This window comes from Bradyrhizobium sp. AZCC 2289 (assembly GCF_036924615.1).
Classification (GTDB): Bacteria; Pseudomonadota; Alphaproteobacteria; order Rhizobiales; family Xanthobacteraceae; genus Bradyrhizobium.
The window spans coordinates 2,310,801-2,326,688 of the sequence record NZ_JAZHRY010000001.1; the positions used below are offsets into that span (position 1 = coordinate 2,310,801).

At 63.2% G+C, this 15,888-nt stretch carries 13 protein-coding genes; all 13 read left to right on the forward strand.

The window, feature by feature from the left end; all coding sequences use genetic code 11:
* Window positions 1-4 precede the first annotated feature (4 nt).
* Window positions 5-667 (forward strand): hypothetical protein, encoded by a 663-nt coding sequence (locus tag V1289_RS11310; RefSeq protein WP_334397022.1) that lies wholly within the window; start codon window positions 5-7, stop codon window positions 665-667.
* Between the two features lie 113 nt (window positions 668-780).
* A complete protein-coding gene (locus tag V1289_RS11315; protein WP_334397023.1) occupies window positions 781-1,227 on the forward strand; it encodes a MarR family winged helix-turn-helix transcriptional regulator in 447 nt (148 codons plus the stop codon).
* A gap of 52 nt (window positions 1,228-1,279) precedes the next feature.
* On the forward strand, window positions 1,280-1,837 hold the full coding sequence (locus tag V1289_RS11320; protein WP_334397024.1) for a cysteine hydrolase: 558 nt from the start codon (window positions 1,280-1,282) through the stop codon (window positions 1,835-1,837).
* Entirely contained in the window at window positions 1,834-3,057 is a 1,224-nt protein-coding gene (locus tag V1289_RS11325; RefSeq protein ID WP_334397026.1) for an MFS transporter, read from the forward strand. Before V1289_RS11320 ends, V1289_RS11325 begins: the two co-directional genes overlap by 4 nt.
* 436 nt (window positions 3,058-3,493) lie before the next feature.
* Window positions 3,494-5,293 (forward strand): FAD-dependent oxidoreductase, encoded by a 1,800-nt coding sequence (locus V1289_RS11330; RefSeq protein WP_334397027.1) that lies wholly within the window; start codon window positions 3,494-3,496, stop codon window positions 5,291-5,293.
* Window positions 5,263-7,110: a 2-oxoacid:acceptor oxidoreductase subunit alpha gene (locus tag V1289_RS11335; RefSeq protein WP_334397028.1), complete on the forward strand. Its 1,848-nt coding sequence runs from the start codon at window positions 5,263-5,265 to the stop codon at window positions 7,108-7,110. Before V1289_RS11330 ends, V1289_RS11335 begins: the two co-directional genes overlap by 31 nt.
* A complete protein-coding gene (locus tag V1289_RS11340; RefSeq protein ID WP_334397029.1) occupies window positions 7,107-8,162 on the forward strand; it encodes a 2-oxoacid:ferredoxin oxidoreductase subunit beta in 1,056 nt (351 codons plus the stop codon). Before V1289_RS11335 ends, V1289_RS11340 begins: the two co-directional genes overlap by 4 nt.
* 271 nt (window positions 8,163-8,433) lie before the next feature.
* Window positions 8,434-11,280, forward strand: coding sequence for a bifunctional transaldolase/phosoglucose isomerase (locus V1289_RS11345; RefSeq protein WP_334397030.1), 2,847 nt, complete (start codon window positions 8,434-8,436; stop codon window positions 11,278-11,280).
* A 12-nt stretch (window positions 11,281-11,292) separates the two neighbouring features.
* Window positions 11,293-12,288 carry a phosphogluconate dehydrogenase (NAD(+)-dependent, decarboxylating) gene (gene gnd / locus V1289_RS11350; RefSeq protein WP_334397031.1) on the forward strand — a complete coding sequence of 332 codons (996 nt, stop codon included), beginning with the start codon at window positions 11,293-11,295 and terminating at the stop codon, window positions 12,286-12,288.
* Between the two features lie 5 nt (window positions 12,289-12,293).
* Window positions 12,294-13,805: a glucose-6-phosphate dehydrogenase gene (zwf, locus tag V1289_RS11355; RefSeq protein ID WP_334397032.1), complete on the forward strand. Its 1,512-nt coding sequence runs from the start codon at window positions 12,294-12,296 to the stop codon at window positions 13,803-13,805.
* A gap of 2 nt (window positions 13,806-13,807) precedes the next feature.
* Window positions 13,808-14,560, forward strand: coding sequence for a 6-phosphogluconolactonase (gene pgl / locus V1289_RS11360; protein ID WP_334397033.1), 753 nt, complete (start codon window positions 13,808-13,810; stop codon window positions 14,558-14,560).
* Between the two features lie 28 nt (window positions 14,561-14,588).
* Window positions 14,589-15,077, forward strand: a complete 489-nt coding sequence (locus tag V1289_RS11365; protein WP_334407400.1) for a gluconokinase — start codon at window positions 14,589-14,591, stop codon at window positions 15,075-15,077.
* The gene (locus V1289_RS11370) at window positions 15,074-15,886 is read left to right on the forward strand and encodes a Cof-type HAD-IIB family hydrolase (RefSeq protein WP_334397034.1); all 813 of its coding nucleotides are present in this window, start codon (window positions 15,074-15,076) and stop codon (window positions 15,884-15,886) included. The genes V1289_RS11365 and V1289_RS11370 overlap by 4 nt, the downstream gene beginning before the upstream one ends.
* The last annotated feature ends 2 nt before the right edge of the window (window positions 15,887-15,888 follow it).

Below are 15,888 nucleotides of genomic sequence, written 5' to 3' on the forward strand. Positions count from 1 at the left end.
AGAGATGCCGCTGGCCGGAAAAGGCATGCTGCTGACGTCGATGGATATAGGCCCCGCCGACGAGGCCGAGTTCAACCGCTGGTACGACCGCGAGCATCTCGAAGAGCGCGTCGCCATCAACGGCTTTATCGAAGCCCGGCGCTATGTCGCCCATGACGGAAAACCGAAATATCTCAGCCTGTACTCGACCGCGACGTTCGAGGTGCTGGACAGCCCGGCCTATCGCACCGCGCTGGCCAACCAGACCGCCTGGTCGAAGGCCAACATCTCCCGCTTCAAGAACATGATTCGCGCGGTGGCGCGCATTACGATTAGCCGCGGAACGGGCCGCGGCGCGGCGCTCGGCATCATCCGCCTTCGGCCGGCCGCTGGCAGCCCGGAGAAACTGCGCACCGCGCTGCGGGATCAGCTCGATCCCGCAAAACTCGACGGGATCATCTCCATGCACCTGATCGAGAGCGATCCTCTTCTGTCGAAGCCGATCACCGACGATCCCTCGGCCCCCAATCCCGGCGCCGGCGACTGGTTCGTGCTGATCGATGCCACGGACGTGAATGCGGTCCCGGCTGCCGCGGCGCGTTTCGCCGCTTTCAAGGCCGAGACGGTCTCGAGCGGCGTCTACAATCTGATGTGGGATATCGCGAAAAGCGATCTGGCAGGCGTGTAGGCCGGCCATCAACCCAGTCCGGCGGCACGAACACGATTTTGTGCGCGGATGGCCATGGCAATATATGAAGTCTTCCTTTGTAGTTTACCTTCATATCTGCTAACTGGGGGGTCATGATCAAACAGCTCACCGATCCCAGGACTGCAAACGCCCTGGCCCATGATCTTCATGCGCTGAGCGGCAAGTTGAAGCGGCGGCTGCGGGAGCAGGCATCGTCAGGCGATTTGACGCCGTCCCAGACCTCCGTTCTCGGGCATCTCGACCGCAATGGCCCGACGACGGTCACGGCGCTGGCGCGGATGGAAGGCGTCCGGTCGCAATCCATGGGCGCGACGGTTGCGGCGCTGGAAACCGCGGGACTGGTCAAGGGATCTCCGGACCCGAACGACGGCCGGCAAACCATCCTGTCGCTGACGCCCGCCTGCGTTGCACTGATCAGGACCGGCCGGGCGGCCCGGACGGAGTGGCTGCTCAAGACCATCCAGACGAAGTTCACGCCGCAGGAGCAGGACCAGCTTGCGGTCGCTGTGAAGCTCCTCAATCGCCTCGTCGAAACGTGAACCGCGGCCGGCGCCTCGAAGGCACGCCATTCAGACCATGGAGAATATGAGTATGACGATCAGTACGCTTGATGCAAAAACAGCCCTGCTCGTGGTCGATCTGCAGAAAGGCATCGTCGGCCTGCCCACCGCGCATCCGATGGCAGATGTGATGGCGAACGCCGTAAAGCTGCTCGGCGCCTTCCGCCGCCGCGGGCTGCCGGTCGTCCTCATCAATGTCGCCGGCGGCGCGCCGGGCCGAAGCGAACAATCGCGCGCCCGTGGCGAAATGCCTGCAGGCTGGACCGATCTTGTGCCCGAACTCGACCGGCAATCCAGTGATCACGTCGTGACCAAGCGAACCTGGGGCGCCTTCACCAATACCGATCTTGAACAGCGGCTCCGACAAGCCGGCGTCACGCAGGTCGTCATCGCGGGCGTCGCCACCGGCGTCGGCGTCGAGTCCACTGCGCGTCACGCCTACGAACTCGGCTTCAATGTCGCACTCGCTGTAGATGCGATGACGGATCTGAGCCTCGAAGCGCATGATCACAGCATTCAGAGAATCTTTCCGTGCCTCGGCGAGACCGGCACGACCGAACAGATCGCGGCGCTTGTGAGCGCCGCTTGAAGGGCACCTTCAAATCATTGCAAAACCCGAACTACCGGATTTGGGCTGCGGGCGCGCTGGTTTCCAACATCGGCTCGTGGATGCAGCGCACGGCGCAGGACTGGATCGTTCTCACCGAATTGACCGACCACAACGCGACCGCCGTGGGCATCGTGATGGGGCTGCAGTTCGGTCCGCAGATCCTGTTGCTGCCGCTCACCGGTTTCGTCGCCGATCACATGGACCGGCGCAAGGTGCTGCTCTGCACGCAGGGCGCGATGGGGGTGCTGGCGCTCGGCCTCGGGCTTCTCGTCGTCAGCGGCCTGGTGCAGCTTTGGCACGTCTACGTATTTGCGTTCCTGCTCGGCTGCGCCGCGGCTTTCGACTCGCCTGCGCGGCAGACCTTCGTGGCCGAACTCGTCGACGAGCGTCACCTCCCCAATGCGGTGGCCCTCAACTCGACGTCCTTCAATGCGGCGCGGATGATCGGCCCGGCTGCCGCGGGCGCCCTGATCGCAGGCGTCGGTTCGGGCTGGGTCTTTCTCATCAACGCGCTGTCCTTTGTCGCGGTGCTTGGCTCGCTGATCCTGCTGCGCGCCGACAAGCTTCGTCCGGACGAGCGATCGACCCGCGCGCGCGGCAACCTGCTCGACGGCTTTCGTTATGTCTGGCGGCGGCCCGATCTCAAGGTCGTGCTGCTGATGCTCTTCCTGATCGGCACGTTCGGATCGAACTTTCCGATCTTCATCTCGACCATGTCGGTCACGGTCTTTCATGCCGGCGCCGCCGAATACGGCCTGCTGACGTCGATGATGGCCGCGGGCTCGGTTCTTGGCGCGTTGATGGCAGCGGCGCGGCCGCGGCCGGGCATTCCGCTCCTGCTCGCGGGCGCCGCCATCTTCGGCATCGGCTGCGCGGCGGCGGCCATCATGCCGAGCTACGTCCTGTTCGGGATCGCGCTGGTGGTCATCGGTATCGCTGCGCAAACCTTCACGACATCGACCAACAGCCTCGCGCAGACATCAACGGAGCCGGGGATGCGCGGGCGCGTGATCGCGATCCTGCTTGCCATCGCATTGGGTGGGACGCCGGTGGGCGCACCGATCGTGGGGTGGATTGCGGACACGTTCGGACCGCGCTGGGCGCTCGGTGTCGGGGCCGCGTCCGGAATTCTGGCTGCAGCCGTCGCAGCTATTTACCTCGCCACGCGGACCACCGATGCCGGTGCGGCAAATTCCTAGCGCGGCGTCTACAATCCGATCGCGGATATCCAGCATCTGACCGGCGCGGTCGGCCTGGACGACCATCCAAACCGGGCGGCACTCGACGTTCCCTTAGGAACTGCAAAGGCCGGCGACGCTAGCTGCGGCGGATGAAGGGGCTATTAATGGAACACCTTGAGCCGGGCTTAAGAAATTCTTTTGGGAAGCAAAGGATTCCTGCCGATTCCGGCGACGGCGAACCGCAGCGCACATGCTGCACTGCCGCATCACGCGAGATTACAGTAATGTCAGGCCGGTCATGCAGTTGAAAGCTGGAGATCGCCCAAAATTGCCTTTGTGCAGCGTCTGGAATGGCTCTAATAAGATAAGCCTATGATCCAATTCAAAAACCACTGAGCGTTCGCAGGCAAAATGAGGCCGCGCTGTTCTCGATGTTCACGCGGACAAGGTAGGAATGAAACCGACTGATATCTCGGCGCCGGACTACTTTCACAAAGTGGTCGATTGCCAATGGGCCTGCCCCGCTCACACGCCAGTTCCCGAATACATCCGTTTGATTGCAGAGGGGCGTTATAGCGACGCCTATATGATCAATTGGAAATCGAATGTGTTTCCCGGAATCCTGGGACGCACCTGCGATCGGCCCTGCGAGCCGGCGTGCCGCCGCGGCCGCGTCGAGGAAACCCCGGTTGCGATCTGCCGCCTCAAGCGCGTCGCGGCCGACTTCAAGGACGACGTCAAGCACCGCATGCCGAAGCCGTCGGCCAAGAACGGCAAGCGCATCGCGATCGTCGGCGGCGGTCCCGCCTCGCTGACGGTGGCGCGCGATCTCGCCCCGCTCGGCTATCACTGCACGGTGTTCGATTCCGACCCCAAGGCGGGCGGCATGATGCGGACCCAGATTCCGAAATTCCGGCTGCCGGATTCGGTGATCGACGAGGAAACCGATTACATCCTCAACCTCGGCATCGAATTCAAGGGCGGCCATCGCATCGACAGCCTGAAGAAGCTGCTCGGCGAAAATTACGACGCGATCTTCGTCGGTTCCGGCGCGCCGCGCGGCCGTGAGCTCGATATCCCCGGCCGCAAGGAAGCGGCGGCCAATGTCCACATCGGCATCGAGTGGCTGGCTTCGGTCTCGTTCGAGCACGTCAGCAAGATCGGCAGGCGCGTGATCGTGCTTGGCGGCGGCAACACCGCGATGGATTGCTGCCGCACCGCGCGCCGCCTCGGCGGCGAAGACGTCAAGGTGATCGTGCGTTCCGGCTTCGAGGAAATGAAGGCGAGCCCCTGGGAAAAGGAAGACGCGCTGCACGAGGATATTCCGATCCTCAATTTCATGGTGCCGGTCGCCTTCACCCATGACGGCGGCAAGCTCACCGGTGTCACCTTCCAGAAGGTGAAGGCGGAATACGACGCCAAGGGACGGCGCAATCTGGTGCCGTCGGGCGAACCGGACCAGACGATTCCCTGCGACGACGTGCTGGTTGCCGTCGGCCAGGAGAACGCCTTCCCCTGGATCGAGCGCGATTGCGGCATCGAGTTCGACAAATGGAACATGCCGCAGGTCGATCCAACAACCTTCGGCTCGACCAATCCAAAAGTGTTCTTCGGCGGCGACGCGGCGTTCGGCCCGAAGAACATCATCTGGGCGGTGGCGCACGGCCATGACGCCGCGCTGTCGATCCACAAGCTGCTCTCCGGCGAAGAAATTACCGAGCGTCCGCTTCCTGAAGTGCATGTCTCGTCGCAGAAGATGGGCATCCACGAGTGGAGCTATGACAACGATATCTCCGGCGACAAGCGCTACAAGGTGCCGCACCGCGACAAGGTGATCGCGCTGAAGGATATCCGCACCGAGGTCGAACTCGGCTATGACGTCAAGCTCGCGCTCGGCGAAGCGCAGCGCTGCCTGAATTGCGATATCCAGACCGTATTCTCCGCGCCCGCCTGCATCGAATGCGATGCCTGCGTCGACATCTGCCCGATGGATTGCATCACGTTTACAGAGAATGGCGAGGAAGCGGATTTGCGGGAGCGGCTGAAGGCGCCCTCGCCGCATCACGACCAGGCGCTCTACGTCGCCGACGGGCTCAAGACCGGGCGCGTGATGGTCAAGGACGAAGACGTCTGCCTGCATTGCGGCCTCTGTGCCGAGCGCTGCCCGACCGGCGCCTGGGACATGCAAAAGTACCTCATCGATATGACTCACGCGGGATCAACATGTCAGTCCAAAGCCCGATCAGCAGCGTAAACGACTTCGTCGTCCGCTTCGCCAACGTCAACGGCTCGGGTTCGGCCAGCGCCAACGAGTTGTTTGCGCGTTCGATCCTGCGCCATGGCGTGCCGGTCAGCCCACGCAACATCTTCCCCTCCAACATCCAGGGCCTGCCGACCTGGTACGAGGTGCGCGTCACCGAGGAAGGCCATCTCGGTGCCCGCGGCGGCGTCGACATGATGGTGGCGATGAACCCGCAGACCTGGGACAAGGACGTCGCCTCGATCGAGCCCGGCGGCTATCTGTTCTACGATTCGACCAAGCCGATGCCGTCGTCGAAATTCCGCGCGGACATCACGGTGATCGGCGTGCCGCTGACTGCGATCACCAACTCGACCTACACCGATCCGCGCCAGCGCCAGCTGTTCAAGAACATCATCTATCTCGGCGCGCTCTGCGCGCTGCTCGACATGGACCCGAAGCTGGTCGAGCAACTGATTGCCGAACAGTACAAGGGCAAGGAAAAGCTGCTCTCCTCCAACGTCCATGCGCTGCATCTCGGCCGCGACTGGGCGCTGCAGAATTTGAAATGCCCGATTGGGCTCCGCGTCAAGAAGGCCGACAAGGTCGGCGACCGCATCTTCATCGAGGGCAACAGCGCGGCTGCGCTCGGCGCCGTCTATGGCGGCGCGACCGTGTGCGCCTGGTATCCGATCACGCCCTCGTCGTCGGTGGCGGAAGCCTTCACCAGCCACTGCAAGAAATACCGCCACGACCCCGCGACCGGAAAAGCGAAATATGCCATCGTGCAGGGCGAGGACGAACTCGCGTCGATCGGCATCGTGATCGGCGCGGCCTGGAACGGCGCCCGCGCCTTCACTGCGACATCAGGACCGGGCGTCTCGCTGATGACCGAATTCATCGGCTTGTCCTATTTTGCCGAGATCCCCGCTGTAATCATGAACATCCAGCGCGCCGGTCCCTCGACCGGCATGCCGACGCGCACCCAGCAATGCGACATCATCGCCTGCGCCTACGCGTCCCATGGCGACACCAAGCATGTCCTGCTGTTCCCGGAAGATCCGGCCGAAGCCTTCGACTTCGCGGCGCAGGCGTTCGACCTCGCCGAGCGGCTGCAGACCGTGATCTTCGTGATGCTCGATCTCGATATCGGCATGAACCACCGGCTCTCTCGTCCGCTGAAATGGGACGACGCCAGGCAATATGACCGCGGCAAGGTGATGACCGCGGAAATGCTCGACGACGGCCGCGACTTCGGCCGTTATCTCGACGTCGACGGCGACGGCATTCCCTACCGCACCTATCCGGGCACGCATCCCACCAAGGGCTCGTACTTCACCCGCGGAACCTCGCGCGACCGTTACGCGCGCTATTCCGAGGAAGGCGCGGTTTACGCCGACAACATGCAGCGGCTGGTACGCAAGTTCGAGACCGCGCAGGACATGGTGCCGCGGCCGTTGCAGGCCAACGCCGCCAAGCCGACCAAATATGGCGTGATCTATTTCGGCTCGACGTCGCCGGCGATGGACGAGGCGATCGGGCTGTTGGAAGCGCGCGGGCACCAGCTCGACCGCTTGCGCATCCGCGCCTTCCCGTTCCACTCCAGCGTGGCGAGCTTCATTGCCGATCACGACTTCGTCTACGTGGTCGAGCAGAACCGCGACGCCCAGCTTCGCTCATTGATCGTCAACGAAAACGGCATCGATCCGGTCCGGCTGATTCCGATCCTGCACTATGACGGCACGCCGATCACCGCGCGGTTCATCGCCGGCGCCATCGGCGACCATCAGGACCATCTCAAGGTCACTCCTCTGCGCAAGGCCGTGTCATGACCTACATTGCAAAACCGAAATTCAGCCATCCCGGCCTGCCCAAGAACGAGCTCGGCTTCACCCACCGCGATTACGAAGGCAAGATTTCGACGCTGTGCGCCGGCTGCGGCCACGACTCGATCACCGCCTCGATCATCGAGGCCTGTTTCGAGCTGTCGATCGAGCCGCATCGCGTCGCCAAGATTTCCGGCATCGGCTGCTCCTCGAAAACGCCGGACTATTTCCTCGGCAATTCGCACGGCTTCAACTCGGTGCATGGCCGGATGCCGTCGGTCCTGACCGGCGCCAATCTCGCCAACCGCGACCTGATCTATCTCGGGGTCTCCGGCGACGGCGATAGCGCCTCGATCGGCTTTGGCCAGTTCGCGCATTCGATCCGGCGCGGCGTCAACATGACCTATATCGTCGAGAACAACGGCGTCTACGGACTGACCAAGGGCCAGTTCTCGGCCACCGCCGACCGCGGCTCGAAGTCAAAGAAGGGCGTGACCAACACCGATAACGCCGTCGATCTGGTGGCGATCGCGCTGCAGCTCGGCGCGACCTTCGTGGCGCGGAGCTTTTCCGGCGACAAGTCCCAGCTGGTGCCGCTGATCGCCGCCGCCATCGAACACAAGGGCGCAGCCTTCATCGACGTGATCAGCCCCTGCATTGCCTTCAACAACCACAGCGGTTCGACCAAGAGCTTCGACTATGTGAGGGAGCACAACGACGCGGTGAACCGCCTCGACGTCATCACCGGCCGCGACCCGATCACCGTCGATTACGCGCCGGGCACGGTGCAGGTGGTCGAACAGCACGACGGCACGCGACTGGCGCTGCGCAAGATCGACGCCGATTATGACGTGCATGACCGACTGGCGGCGATGACGTTCCTGCAAAAGCACGCCGCCAATGGCCAGATCGTGACCGGCCTGCTTCACATCGATCCCGAAGCAAGCGACCTGCACGATCATCTCGACACCGTCGCGACGCCGCTCAATACGCTCGACGAGACGGCGCTGTGCCCCGGCTCCGCCGCACTGGACAAGATCAACGCTAGCCTGCGCTGAAGCAGACAGGGCGACCAGGGGGTTACCTCTATCTGAGGCCCCGAGGCGGGACCGCCGTCACCAGCCACGGCTGTCGTCACAAAATTGTGCAAAGATTGCAGCGATTCCATGGGATCAAATCCAGGGGATCGAACTGGCGTGAATGGCGTTATCCCCCTGGATGCGCTTATTCCGTCCAGCAGCCCCGCCAACCAATTGTTGACATTCCGGCCTACCGCCCGAAAGCTGTCGGGAACCCGAGAAAACGTCCATATCGAACAGAACAGGCACCATGAATCCCGTCAAAGCACTCGAAAACCACGGCCAGGCGGTCTGGCTGGATTTTTTGGCCCGTGGCTTCGTCGCCAAAGGCGACCTCAAGCAGCTGATCGACACCGATGGCGTCAAAGGCGTCACCTCGAACCCGTCGATCTTCGAAAAAGCGATCGGCAGTTCGGACGAATATGACGGCTCGATCGGCAATGCCTTAAAAAAGGGCGATCGCCCCGTCGCCGACCTGTTCGAGCACCTCGCGATCGAGGACATCCAGCACGCCGCCGACGTGCTGCGCCCGGTCTATGACCGATTGAAAGGCGACGACGGTTTCGTCAGCCTCGAAGTGTCGCCGTATCTGGCGATGGACACCAAAGGCACCATCGCGGAAGCCGAGCGGCTCTGGAAGGACGTCAAGCGCAGGAATTTGATGGTGAAGGTGCCGGCGTCACAGGAGGGCCTGCCCGCGATCGAACATCTGATCGGCGAAGGCATCAGCATCAACATCACGCTGCTGTTCGCGCAGAAGGTCTATCGCGAGGTGGCGGAGGCTTATCTCAAGGGTCTGGAAAAATACGTCGCCAAGGGCGGCGATCCCTCTCACGTCGCCAGCGTCGCGAGCTTCTTCGTCAGCCGCATCGATAGCGCCGTCGACAAGCAGCTCGATGAGAAGATCGCCAAGGCGAACGACCCGAGCGAGAAAGAACGGCTGGCCGCGCTGAAGGGCAAGGTCGCGATCGCGAATGCAAAGCTCGCCTATCAGGACTACAAGCGGCTGTTTTCGGGCGCGCGCTGGGACAAGCTCAAAGCCAAGGGCGCAAAGCCGCAGCGGCTGCTGTGGGCGTCCACCGGCACCAAGAACAAGGCGTACAGCGATGTGCTCTATGTCGAGGAGCTGATCGGTCCCAATACCATCAACACCGTGCCGCCGGCCACGCTGGACGCATTCCGCGATCACGGCAAGCCGCGCGACAGCCTGGAAGAGAATATCGAGGACGCGCGTCACGTACTCGAAGAGCTGGAAAAATCCGGCGTCTCGCTCGACGCGATTACGGCGGAGTTGGTCAAGGATGGCGTCAAGCAATTCGCCGATGCCGCCGACAAGCTGTATGGCGCGGTCGCGCACAAGCGGGCGGCGTCGCTCGGCGGTGGCATCGATCACCAGAAGCTGGCGCTCGGCCCCGGCATCGCAAAGGCGGTCGAGAAGAGTACCGAGGACTGGCGTGCGTCGGCCAGGATCCGCAGGCTTTGGCAGAAGGACAAATCGGTCTGGACCAATGACGACGAAAACAAATGGCTGGGCTGGCTCAACAGCGCCGCGGCGGCTGACGTCGCCGACTACCAGGATTTTGCACAGCGCGTGAAGGGACAGAAATTTACCGACGCGGTGGTGCTCGGCATGGGCGGCTCGAGCCTCGGTCCCGAAGTGCTGGCGGAAACCTTTGCGAAGAAAGCGGGCTTTCCGAAATTGCACGTACTCGACTCCACCGATCCGGCGCAGGTGCGCGCGATGGAGGCGGCGATCGATATTTCCAAAACCCTGTTTATCGTCTCCAGCAAATCCGGCGGCACCACCGAGCCGAACGCGATGAAGGATTATTTCTTCGATCGGGTTTCCAGGGCGATCGGGGCCGACAAGGCCGGCCATCGCTTCATCGCGGTGACCGATCCCGGCTCCTCGCTGGAGAAGGTCGCAACCAAACAAGGTTTTGCGCGCATCTTCAACGGCGATCCCACGATCGGCGGGCGTTACTCCGTGCTGTCGCCGTTCGGCCTGGTGCCCGCGGCGGCCGCCGGCATCGATACCAGGACCTTGATCAAGCACACGCTTGCCATGGTGCGCTCCTGCGGCGCCGACGTGCCGCCGCATGAAAATCCCGGCGTGCAGCTCGGGCTTGCGCTCGGCCTCGCCGGTCTCGACGGCCGCGACAAGGTCACCATCTCGTCGTCGAAGAAAATCGCCGATTTTGGCGCCTGGGCCGAGCAGCTGATCGCGGAATCGACCGGCAAGGACGGCAAGGGCCTGATCCCGATCGACGGCGAACCGCTGGGCGATCCCTCCCTCTACGGCAACGATCGCTTCTTCATCGATCTGCGCACCGAGGGCGAGGACGACGAAAGCCATGACGACAAGCTCGCCGCGCTGGAGGCCGCCGGACACCCGGTCGTCCGCATTGTCATGAAGTCGATCGACCACATCGGCCAGGAATTTTTCCGGTTCGAAATGGCGACTGCGGTGGCCGGCGCCGTTCTTGGCATCAATCCGTTCAACCAGCCCGACGTCGAAGCCGCCAAGATCAAGACGCGCGAGTTGACCGGCGCATTCGAGAAGTCAGGCGCGTTGCCGGCGGAGCAGCCGGTGATGGCCACGGCAGAAGCCGATATCTATACCGACGAAGCCAACGCGGCGGCGCTGCGCAAGGCCGGCGCCGACGGCGATCTCGGCTCCTGGATCAGAGCGCATCTGTCGCGCTCGGGCAGCGGCGACTATGTCGCGCTGCTGGCCTATATCGAGCGCGACAAGGCCTTCATCGACGCGCTGCAGAAGATGCGGCTTGCGGTGCGCGACAAGCGCCACGTCGCGACCTGCGCCGAATTCGGGCCGCGCTTCCTGCACTCGACCGGGCAGGCCTACAAGGGCGGCCCCGACAGCGGCGTGTTCCTGCAGATTACTGCCGACGACGCCGAGGATTTGCCGGTGCCGGGCCAGAAGGCCAGCTTCGGCATCATCAAGGCGGCGCAGGCGCGCGGCGATTTCGACGTGCTCACCGAGCGCGGCCGGCGTGCACTTCGCGTCCATCTCAAGGGCAGCCTGGGGCCGGCGCTCGCCGCGCTGGACGCCGCGATCACCGAAGCGCTTACTTAAGGAAATTCCAGCATGCAGCTTGGTATGATCGGCCTCGGCCGGATGGGCGGCAATATCGTCCGCCGGTTGATGAAGAGCGGACATACGGCCGTGGTTTACGACAAGGATCCCAAAGCGGTCGCGGCACTCGCGGCCGACGGCGCGGTCGGCGCGGATTCGCTGGAGGATTTCATCGCCAAGCTGACCAAGCCGCGCACCGCCTGGGTGATGCTGCCGGCCGGCAAGATCACCGAGGCGACCATCGATGCGCTTGCAAAGCTGATGCAGGCCGACGACGTCATCATCGACGGCGGCAACACTTTCTGGCAGGACGACGTCCGCCGCGGCAAGGCGCTCAGGGAACGCGGCCTGCATTATGTCGACGTCGGCACTTCGGGCGGCATCTGGGGCATCGAGCGCGGCTATTGCATGATGATCGGCGGCGACAGGCAAGTGGTCGGCCGGCTTGATCCGATTTTCAAGACCCTGGCGCCGGGCATCGGCGATATCCCGCGCACGGAGGGCCGCGAAGGCCGCGACGCCAGGATCGAGCAGGGCTATATCCACGCCGGTCCGGTCGGCGCCGGACACTTCGTCAAAATGATCCATAACGGCATCGAATATGGCCTGATGCAGGCCTATGCCGAGGGTTTTGACATCCTGAAGAACGCCAATATCGACGCGCTGCCGCCGGAACATCGCTTCGATCTGGATATCGCCGATATCGCCGAAGTCTGGCGGCGCGGCAGCGTGATCCCGTCATGGCTGCTGGATCTCACCGCCTCGGCCCTCGCGACGAGCCAGACGCTGGATAACTATTCCGGGTTCGTCGAGGATTCCGGCGAAGGCCGCTGGACCGTCAACGCCGCGATCGACGAGGCCGTGCCCGCCGAGGTGCTGACCGCGGCGCTGTTTGCGCGCTTTCGTTCGCGCAAGGAGCATACCTTTGCCGAAAAAATTCTTTCGGCGATGCGCGCGGGCTTCGGCGGCCACAAGGAACCTCCGAAGAAGCCGGGTTCAAAGGCCTGAGATAGATGACCGTCAGTCAAGCGAAACAAAAACAGCCCGATCCCTGCTCCATCGTCATCTTCGGCGTGACCGGCGATCTCGCCCACCGGCTGGTGATCCCTGCGCTCTATAACCTCGCCGCAAACGACCTGCTGCCGGAAAATTTCTGCATCGTCGGCATCGCCCGCAAGGGCATGTCGAGCGAGCAATTGACCGAGAGCCTGACCAAAGGTCTGCACCAGTTCGCCACCCGCAAGGTCGACGACGCGCTCGCCAGACGGCTGCTCGCCTGCGTCACCTGCATCGAGGCCGATCCGAAGGACCCGGCGTCATTCGATGCGCTGCGCGATCGGCTCGACAGGCTTGAGGCCGCGCGCGAGACCGGCGGCAATCGCCTGTTTTATCTCGCAACGCCTCCGAGCGGCTTCCTGCCGATCAGCCGCGAGCTCGGCCGCACCGGCATGCTGGCTGAAAACGGTTCGTGGCGGCGGCTGGTGATCGAGAAGCCGTTCGGCACCGATCTGGCCTCGGCGAGGACACTGAACAACGAATTGCTGAAGCTCGTCGACGAGCATCAGATTTACCGGATCGATCATTACCTCGGCAAGGAAACCGTCCAGAACATCCTGGTGCTGCGCTTCGCCAACGGCATGTTCGAGCCGATCTGGAATCGCAATCACATCGACCATATTCAGATCACCGTCGACGAGAAGCTCGGCGTCGGCCATCGCGGCAGTTTCTATGACGTGACCGGCGCGTTGCGCGACATGGTGCCGAACCATCTGTTTCAACTGCTGTCGCTGGTCGCAATGGAGCCGCCGGTGAAGTTCAACGCGCACGCCGTGCGCTCGGAAAAGGCCGAAGTGCTGGCGGCGATCCAGACCCAGACCGAGCAGGAGGCGCTGCAAAACTCGGTGCGCGGGCAATACCGGGCCGGCAGGATCGGCGACACCGAGATCGAGGACTATCGCCGGACCGCGGACGTCAAGCCCACCAGCACCACCGAGACTTACGCGGCGCTGAAACTGACCATCGACAACTGGCGCTGGGCCGGCGTGCCGTTTTACCTGCGCACCGGCAAGGCGCTCGGCGCCAAACGCACCGAGATCGCGATCAAGTTCAAGCAGGCGCCGTTCGCGATGTTCCGCGACACGCCGGTGGACCGGCTGTCGCAAAACTACCTGATCATCTCGACCGAGCCGACCGAAGGCATCGCGTTGCAGTTCAATACCAAGGTGCCGGGACCGGCCGTTAACATCGACGGCGTCGAGATGAAATTCCGCTACAAGGATTACTTCCAGGCCGAACCCTCGACCGGCTACGAGACGCTGATCTACGACTGCATGATCGGCGACAACATCCTGTTTCAGCGCGCCGACAGCGTCGAGGCCGGCTGGCGGGCGGTGCAGCCATTTCTGGACGCCTGGAAGAACGCCGGCGGCAAGGGACTGAAGATCTACGAACCCGGCAGCGAAGGCCCCGAAGAGGCCAACGATCTCCTGGAGCGCGACGGCCGAAGCTGGCGGAAGCTGACCTGACCATGGCCATCGGCGATCATCGCAAGGTCATCGCGGTCGCCAATCCGGCGGCGCTGGCGAACGCCGCCGCGGAACGCGTTATCGCCAGGATTGCGGCGAATCCCGGCCGCATCGCGATCTGCCTGACCGGCGGGTCGAGCCCGAAAGCGCTCTACCAATTGCTCGCGACCGAAGCGTATCGCGGCAGGATCCCCTGGGATCGCGTGCACTGGTTCATCGGCGACGAGCGTTTTGTGCCGGCAGGCGATCCGCTCAACAATATGAACATGGCGCGAAACGCCTTCCTCGACGAATGCGCGCCGAAGCCGAACGTTCACCCGATTCCGACCGATACCGCCTCTCCGGACGATCCCGACAAAAGCGCCGAGCTTTACGAACACGAGCTGAAATCGTTCTACGGCGCGGACGAATTGGATGCTTCGCATCCCCTGTTCGATCTCGTGCTGATGGGCGTCGGTCCCGATGGCCACACCGCCTCGCTGTTTCCAAACTACCCGGCGCTGGACGAAGCCAAACGCTGGGTGGTCGGCGTCCCCAAGGCGCATGTCGAGCCGTTTGTGCCGCGCGTCACGCTGACCCTGCCCGCGCTGGCCTCGTGCCGCGAAATGCTGTTCGAGGTCGCGGGCTCCGAAAAGCGCGCGATCTTGACGCGCGTATTCGCAGGCGAGAACCTGCCCGCGAACCGCGCGCAATCCCTGGGCGAGACGATCTGGCTGGTGGATCAGGCGGCGCTGCCGGAGCATTTTCGTGGGTGATGCAGCCAACCCTTGCGCGCTGGTGGTGATGGGTGTTTCCGGCTCGGGCAAGAGCACCATCGCCGACCGCCTGGCCGCACGCCTCGGCTGGCGTTGCGAGGACGGCGACAAGTTTCACCCGGCAAGTAATGTCGCGAAAATGAGCGCGGGCCATCCCCTCACGGACGAGGACCGCTGGCCCTGGCTGCAGGCGATTGCCAACGAGATCGACCGCGTCTGCAAAGCCGGCCAACGCGCCGTCATCGCCTGCTCGGCGCTGAAGCACGCCTACCGCGACATCCTCGTGCACGGGCGCGACGACGTCCGCATCGTCTTTCTCGACGGAACTTATGATCTGATCGCGGGCCGGCTCGCCGCGCGCAAGGGGCATTTCATGCCGCCGGGATTGCTGACCAGCCAATTCCAGACATTGGAGCCGCCGGACGCAAACGAACATCCCGTGACGGTATCGATCGATGCGACGGTCGAGACCATCGTCGATGACATCATCCGCCAATTGAAATTGGAACACTCATGACCCGCACCGCCCTTGTCGTCTCCGATGTCGATGGCACGCTCTTGACGAAGGACAAGGTGCTCACCGAAGCCGCCAGGGCCGCGGTGCGAAAACTGCATGCAGCCGGCATCGGCTTCACCATCGTCTCCAGCCGGCCGACGATCGGGATGGGATTTTTGATCGCGCCGCTCGCGATTACGCTGCCGGTCGGCGCCTTCAACGGCAGCTCGATCGTCGATGCGCAACTGAAACCGATCGAGCAGCATCTGATACCGCCCGCGACCGCCCGGCGCAGCCTCGATGTGCTCATCGAATTCGGCGTCGATATCTGGCTGTTCACCAACGATCGCTGGTACACGCGCAACCCCGACGGCGAATACGTTCCGCACGAGAAGCGCGCGATCAAGCATGACCCTTCCATCATCGCGGATTTCACGCCTCATCTCGGCGCCGCCTGCAAGATCGTCGGCGCCAGCTCGGACGCGGCGCTGCTGCAACGCTGCGAAGCGGTCATGCAGGATGCGGTCGGCACAAAGGCCACCGCGGTTCGCTCGCAGACCTACTATCTCGACGTGACGCCGCCCGGCCACGACAAGGGCACATTCGTCGAGGCGATGGCGAGGCGGCTGGGCATTTCGACCGACGCGATTGCGACCATCGGCGACATGCAGAACGACCTGGCGATGTTTGCCAAAAGCGGTATCTCGTTCGCAATGGGCAACGCCACCGACGACGTCAAGAAACGCGCCACCCACGTGACCGAAACGAACGAGAATGACGGCTTCGCCAGGGCGATCGAGAGGGTTCTGGAGATTAACCAGCTTGCTTAGCG

What these genes read in the sequence shown, in the direction of transcription:
- V1289_RS11310 (WP_334397022.1), top strand. Translation starts at nt 5, where the DNA reads ATGCCGCTGGCCGGAAAAGGCATGCTGCTGACGTCGATGGATATAGGC.
- V1289_RS11315 (WP_334397023.1), top strand. Translation starts at nt 781, where the DNA reads ATGATCAAACAGCTCACCGATCCCAGGACTGCAAACGCCCTGGCCCAT.
- V1289_RS11320 (WP_334397024.1), top strand. Translation starts at nt 1,280, where the DNA reads ATGACGATCAGTACGCTTGATGCAAAAACAGCCCTGCTCGTGGTCGAT.
- V1289_RS11330 (WP_334397027.1), top strand. Translation starts at nt 3,494, where the DNA reads ATGAAACCGACTGATATCTCGGCGCCGGACTACTTTCACAAAGTGGTC.
- V1289_RS11335 (WP_334397028.1), top strand. Translation starts at nt 5,263, where the DNA reads ATGTCAGTCCAAAGCCCGATCAGCAGCGTAAACGACTTCGTCGTCCGC.
- V1289_RS11340 (WP_334397029.1), top strand. Translation starts at nt 7,107, where the DNA reads ATGACCTACATTGCAAAACCGAAATTCAGCCATCCCGGCCTGCCCAAG.
- V1289_RS11345 (WP_334397030.1), top strand. Translation starts at nt 8,434, where the DNA reads ATGAATCCCGTCAAAGCACTCGAAAACCACGGCCAGGCGGTCTGGCTG.
- gnd (WP_334397031.1), top strand. Translation starts at nt 11,293, where the DNA reads ATGCAGCTTGGTATGATCGGCCTCGGCCGGATGGGCGGCAATATCGTC.
- zwf (WP_334397032.1), top strand. Translation starts at nt 12,294, where the DNA reads ATGACCGTCAGTCAAGCGAAACAAAAACAGCCCGATCCCTGCTCCATC.
- pgl (WP_334397033.1), top strand. Translation starts at nt 13,808, where the DNA reads ATGGCCATCGGCGATCATCGCAAGGTCATCGCGGTCGCCAATCCGGCG.
- V1289_RS11365 (WP_334407400.1), top strand. Translation starts at nt 14,589, where the DNA reads ATGGGTGTTTCCGGCTCGGGCAAGAGCACCATCGCCGACCGCCTGGCC.
- V1289_RS11370 (WP_334397034.1), top strand. Translation starts at nt 15,074, where the DNA reads ATGACCCGCACCGCCCTTGTCGTCTCCGATGTCGATGGCACGCTCTTG.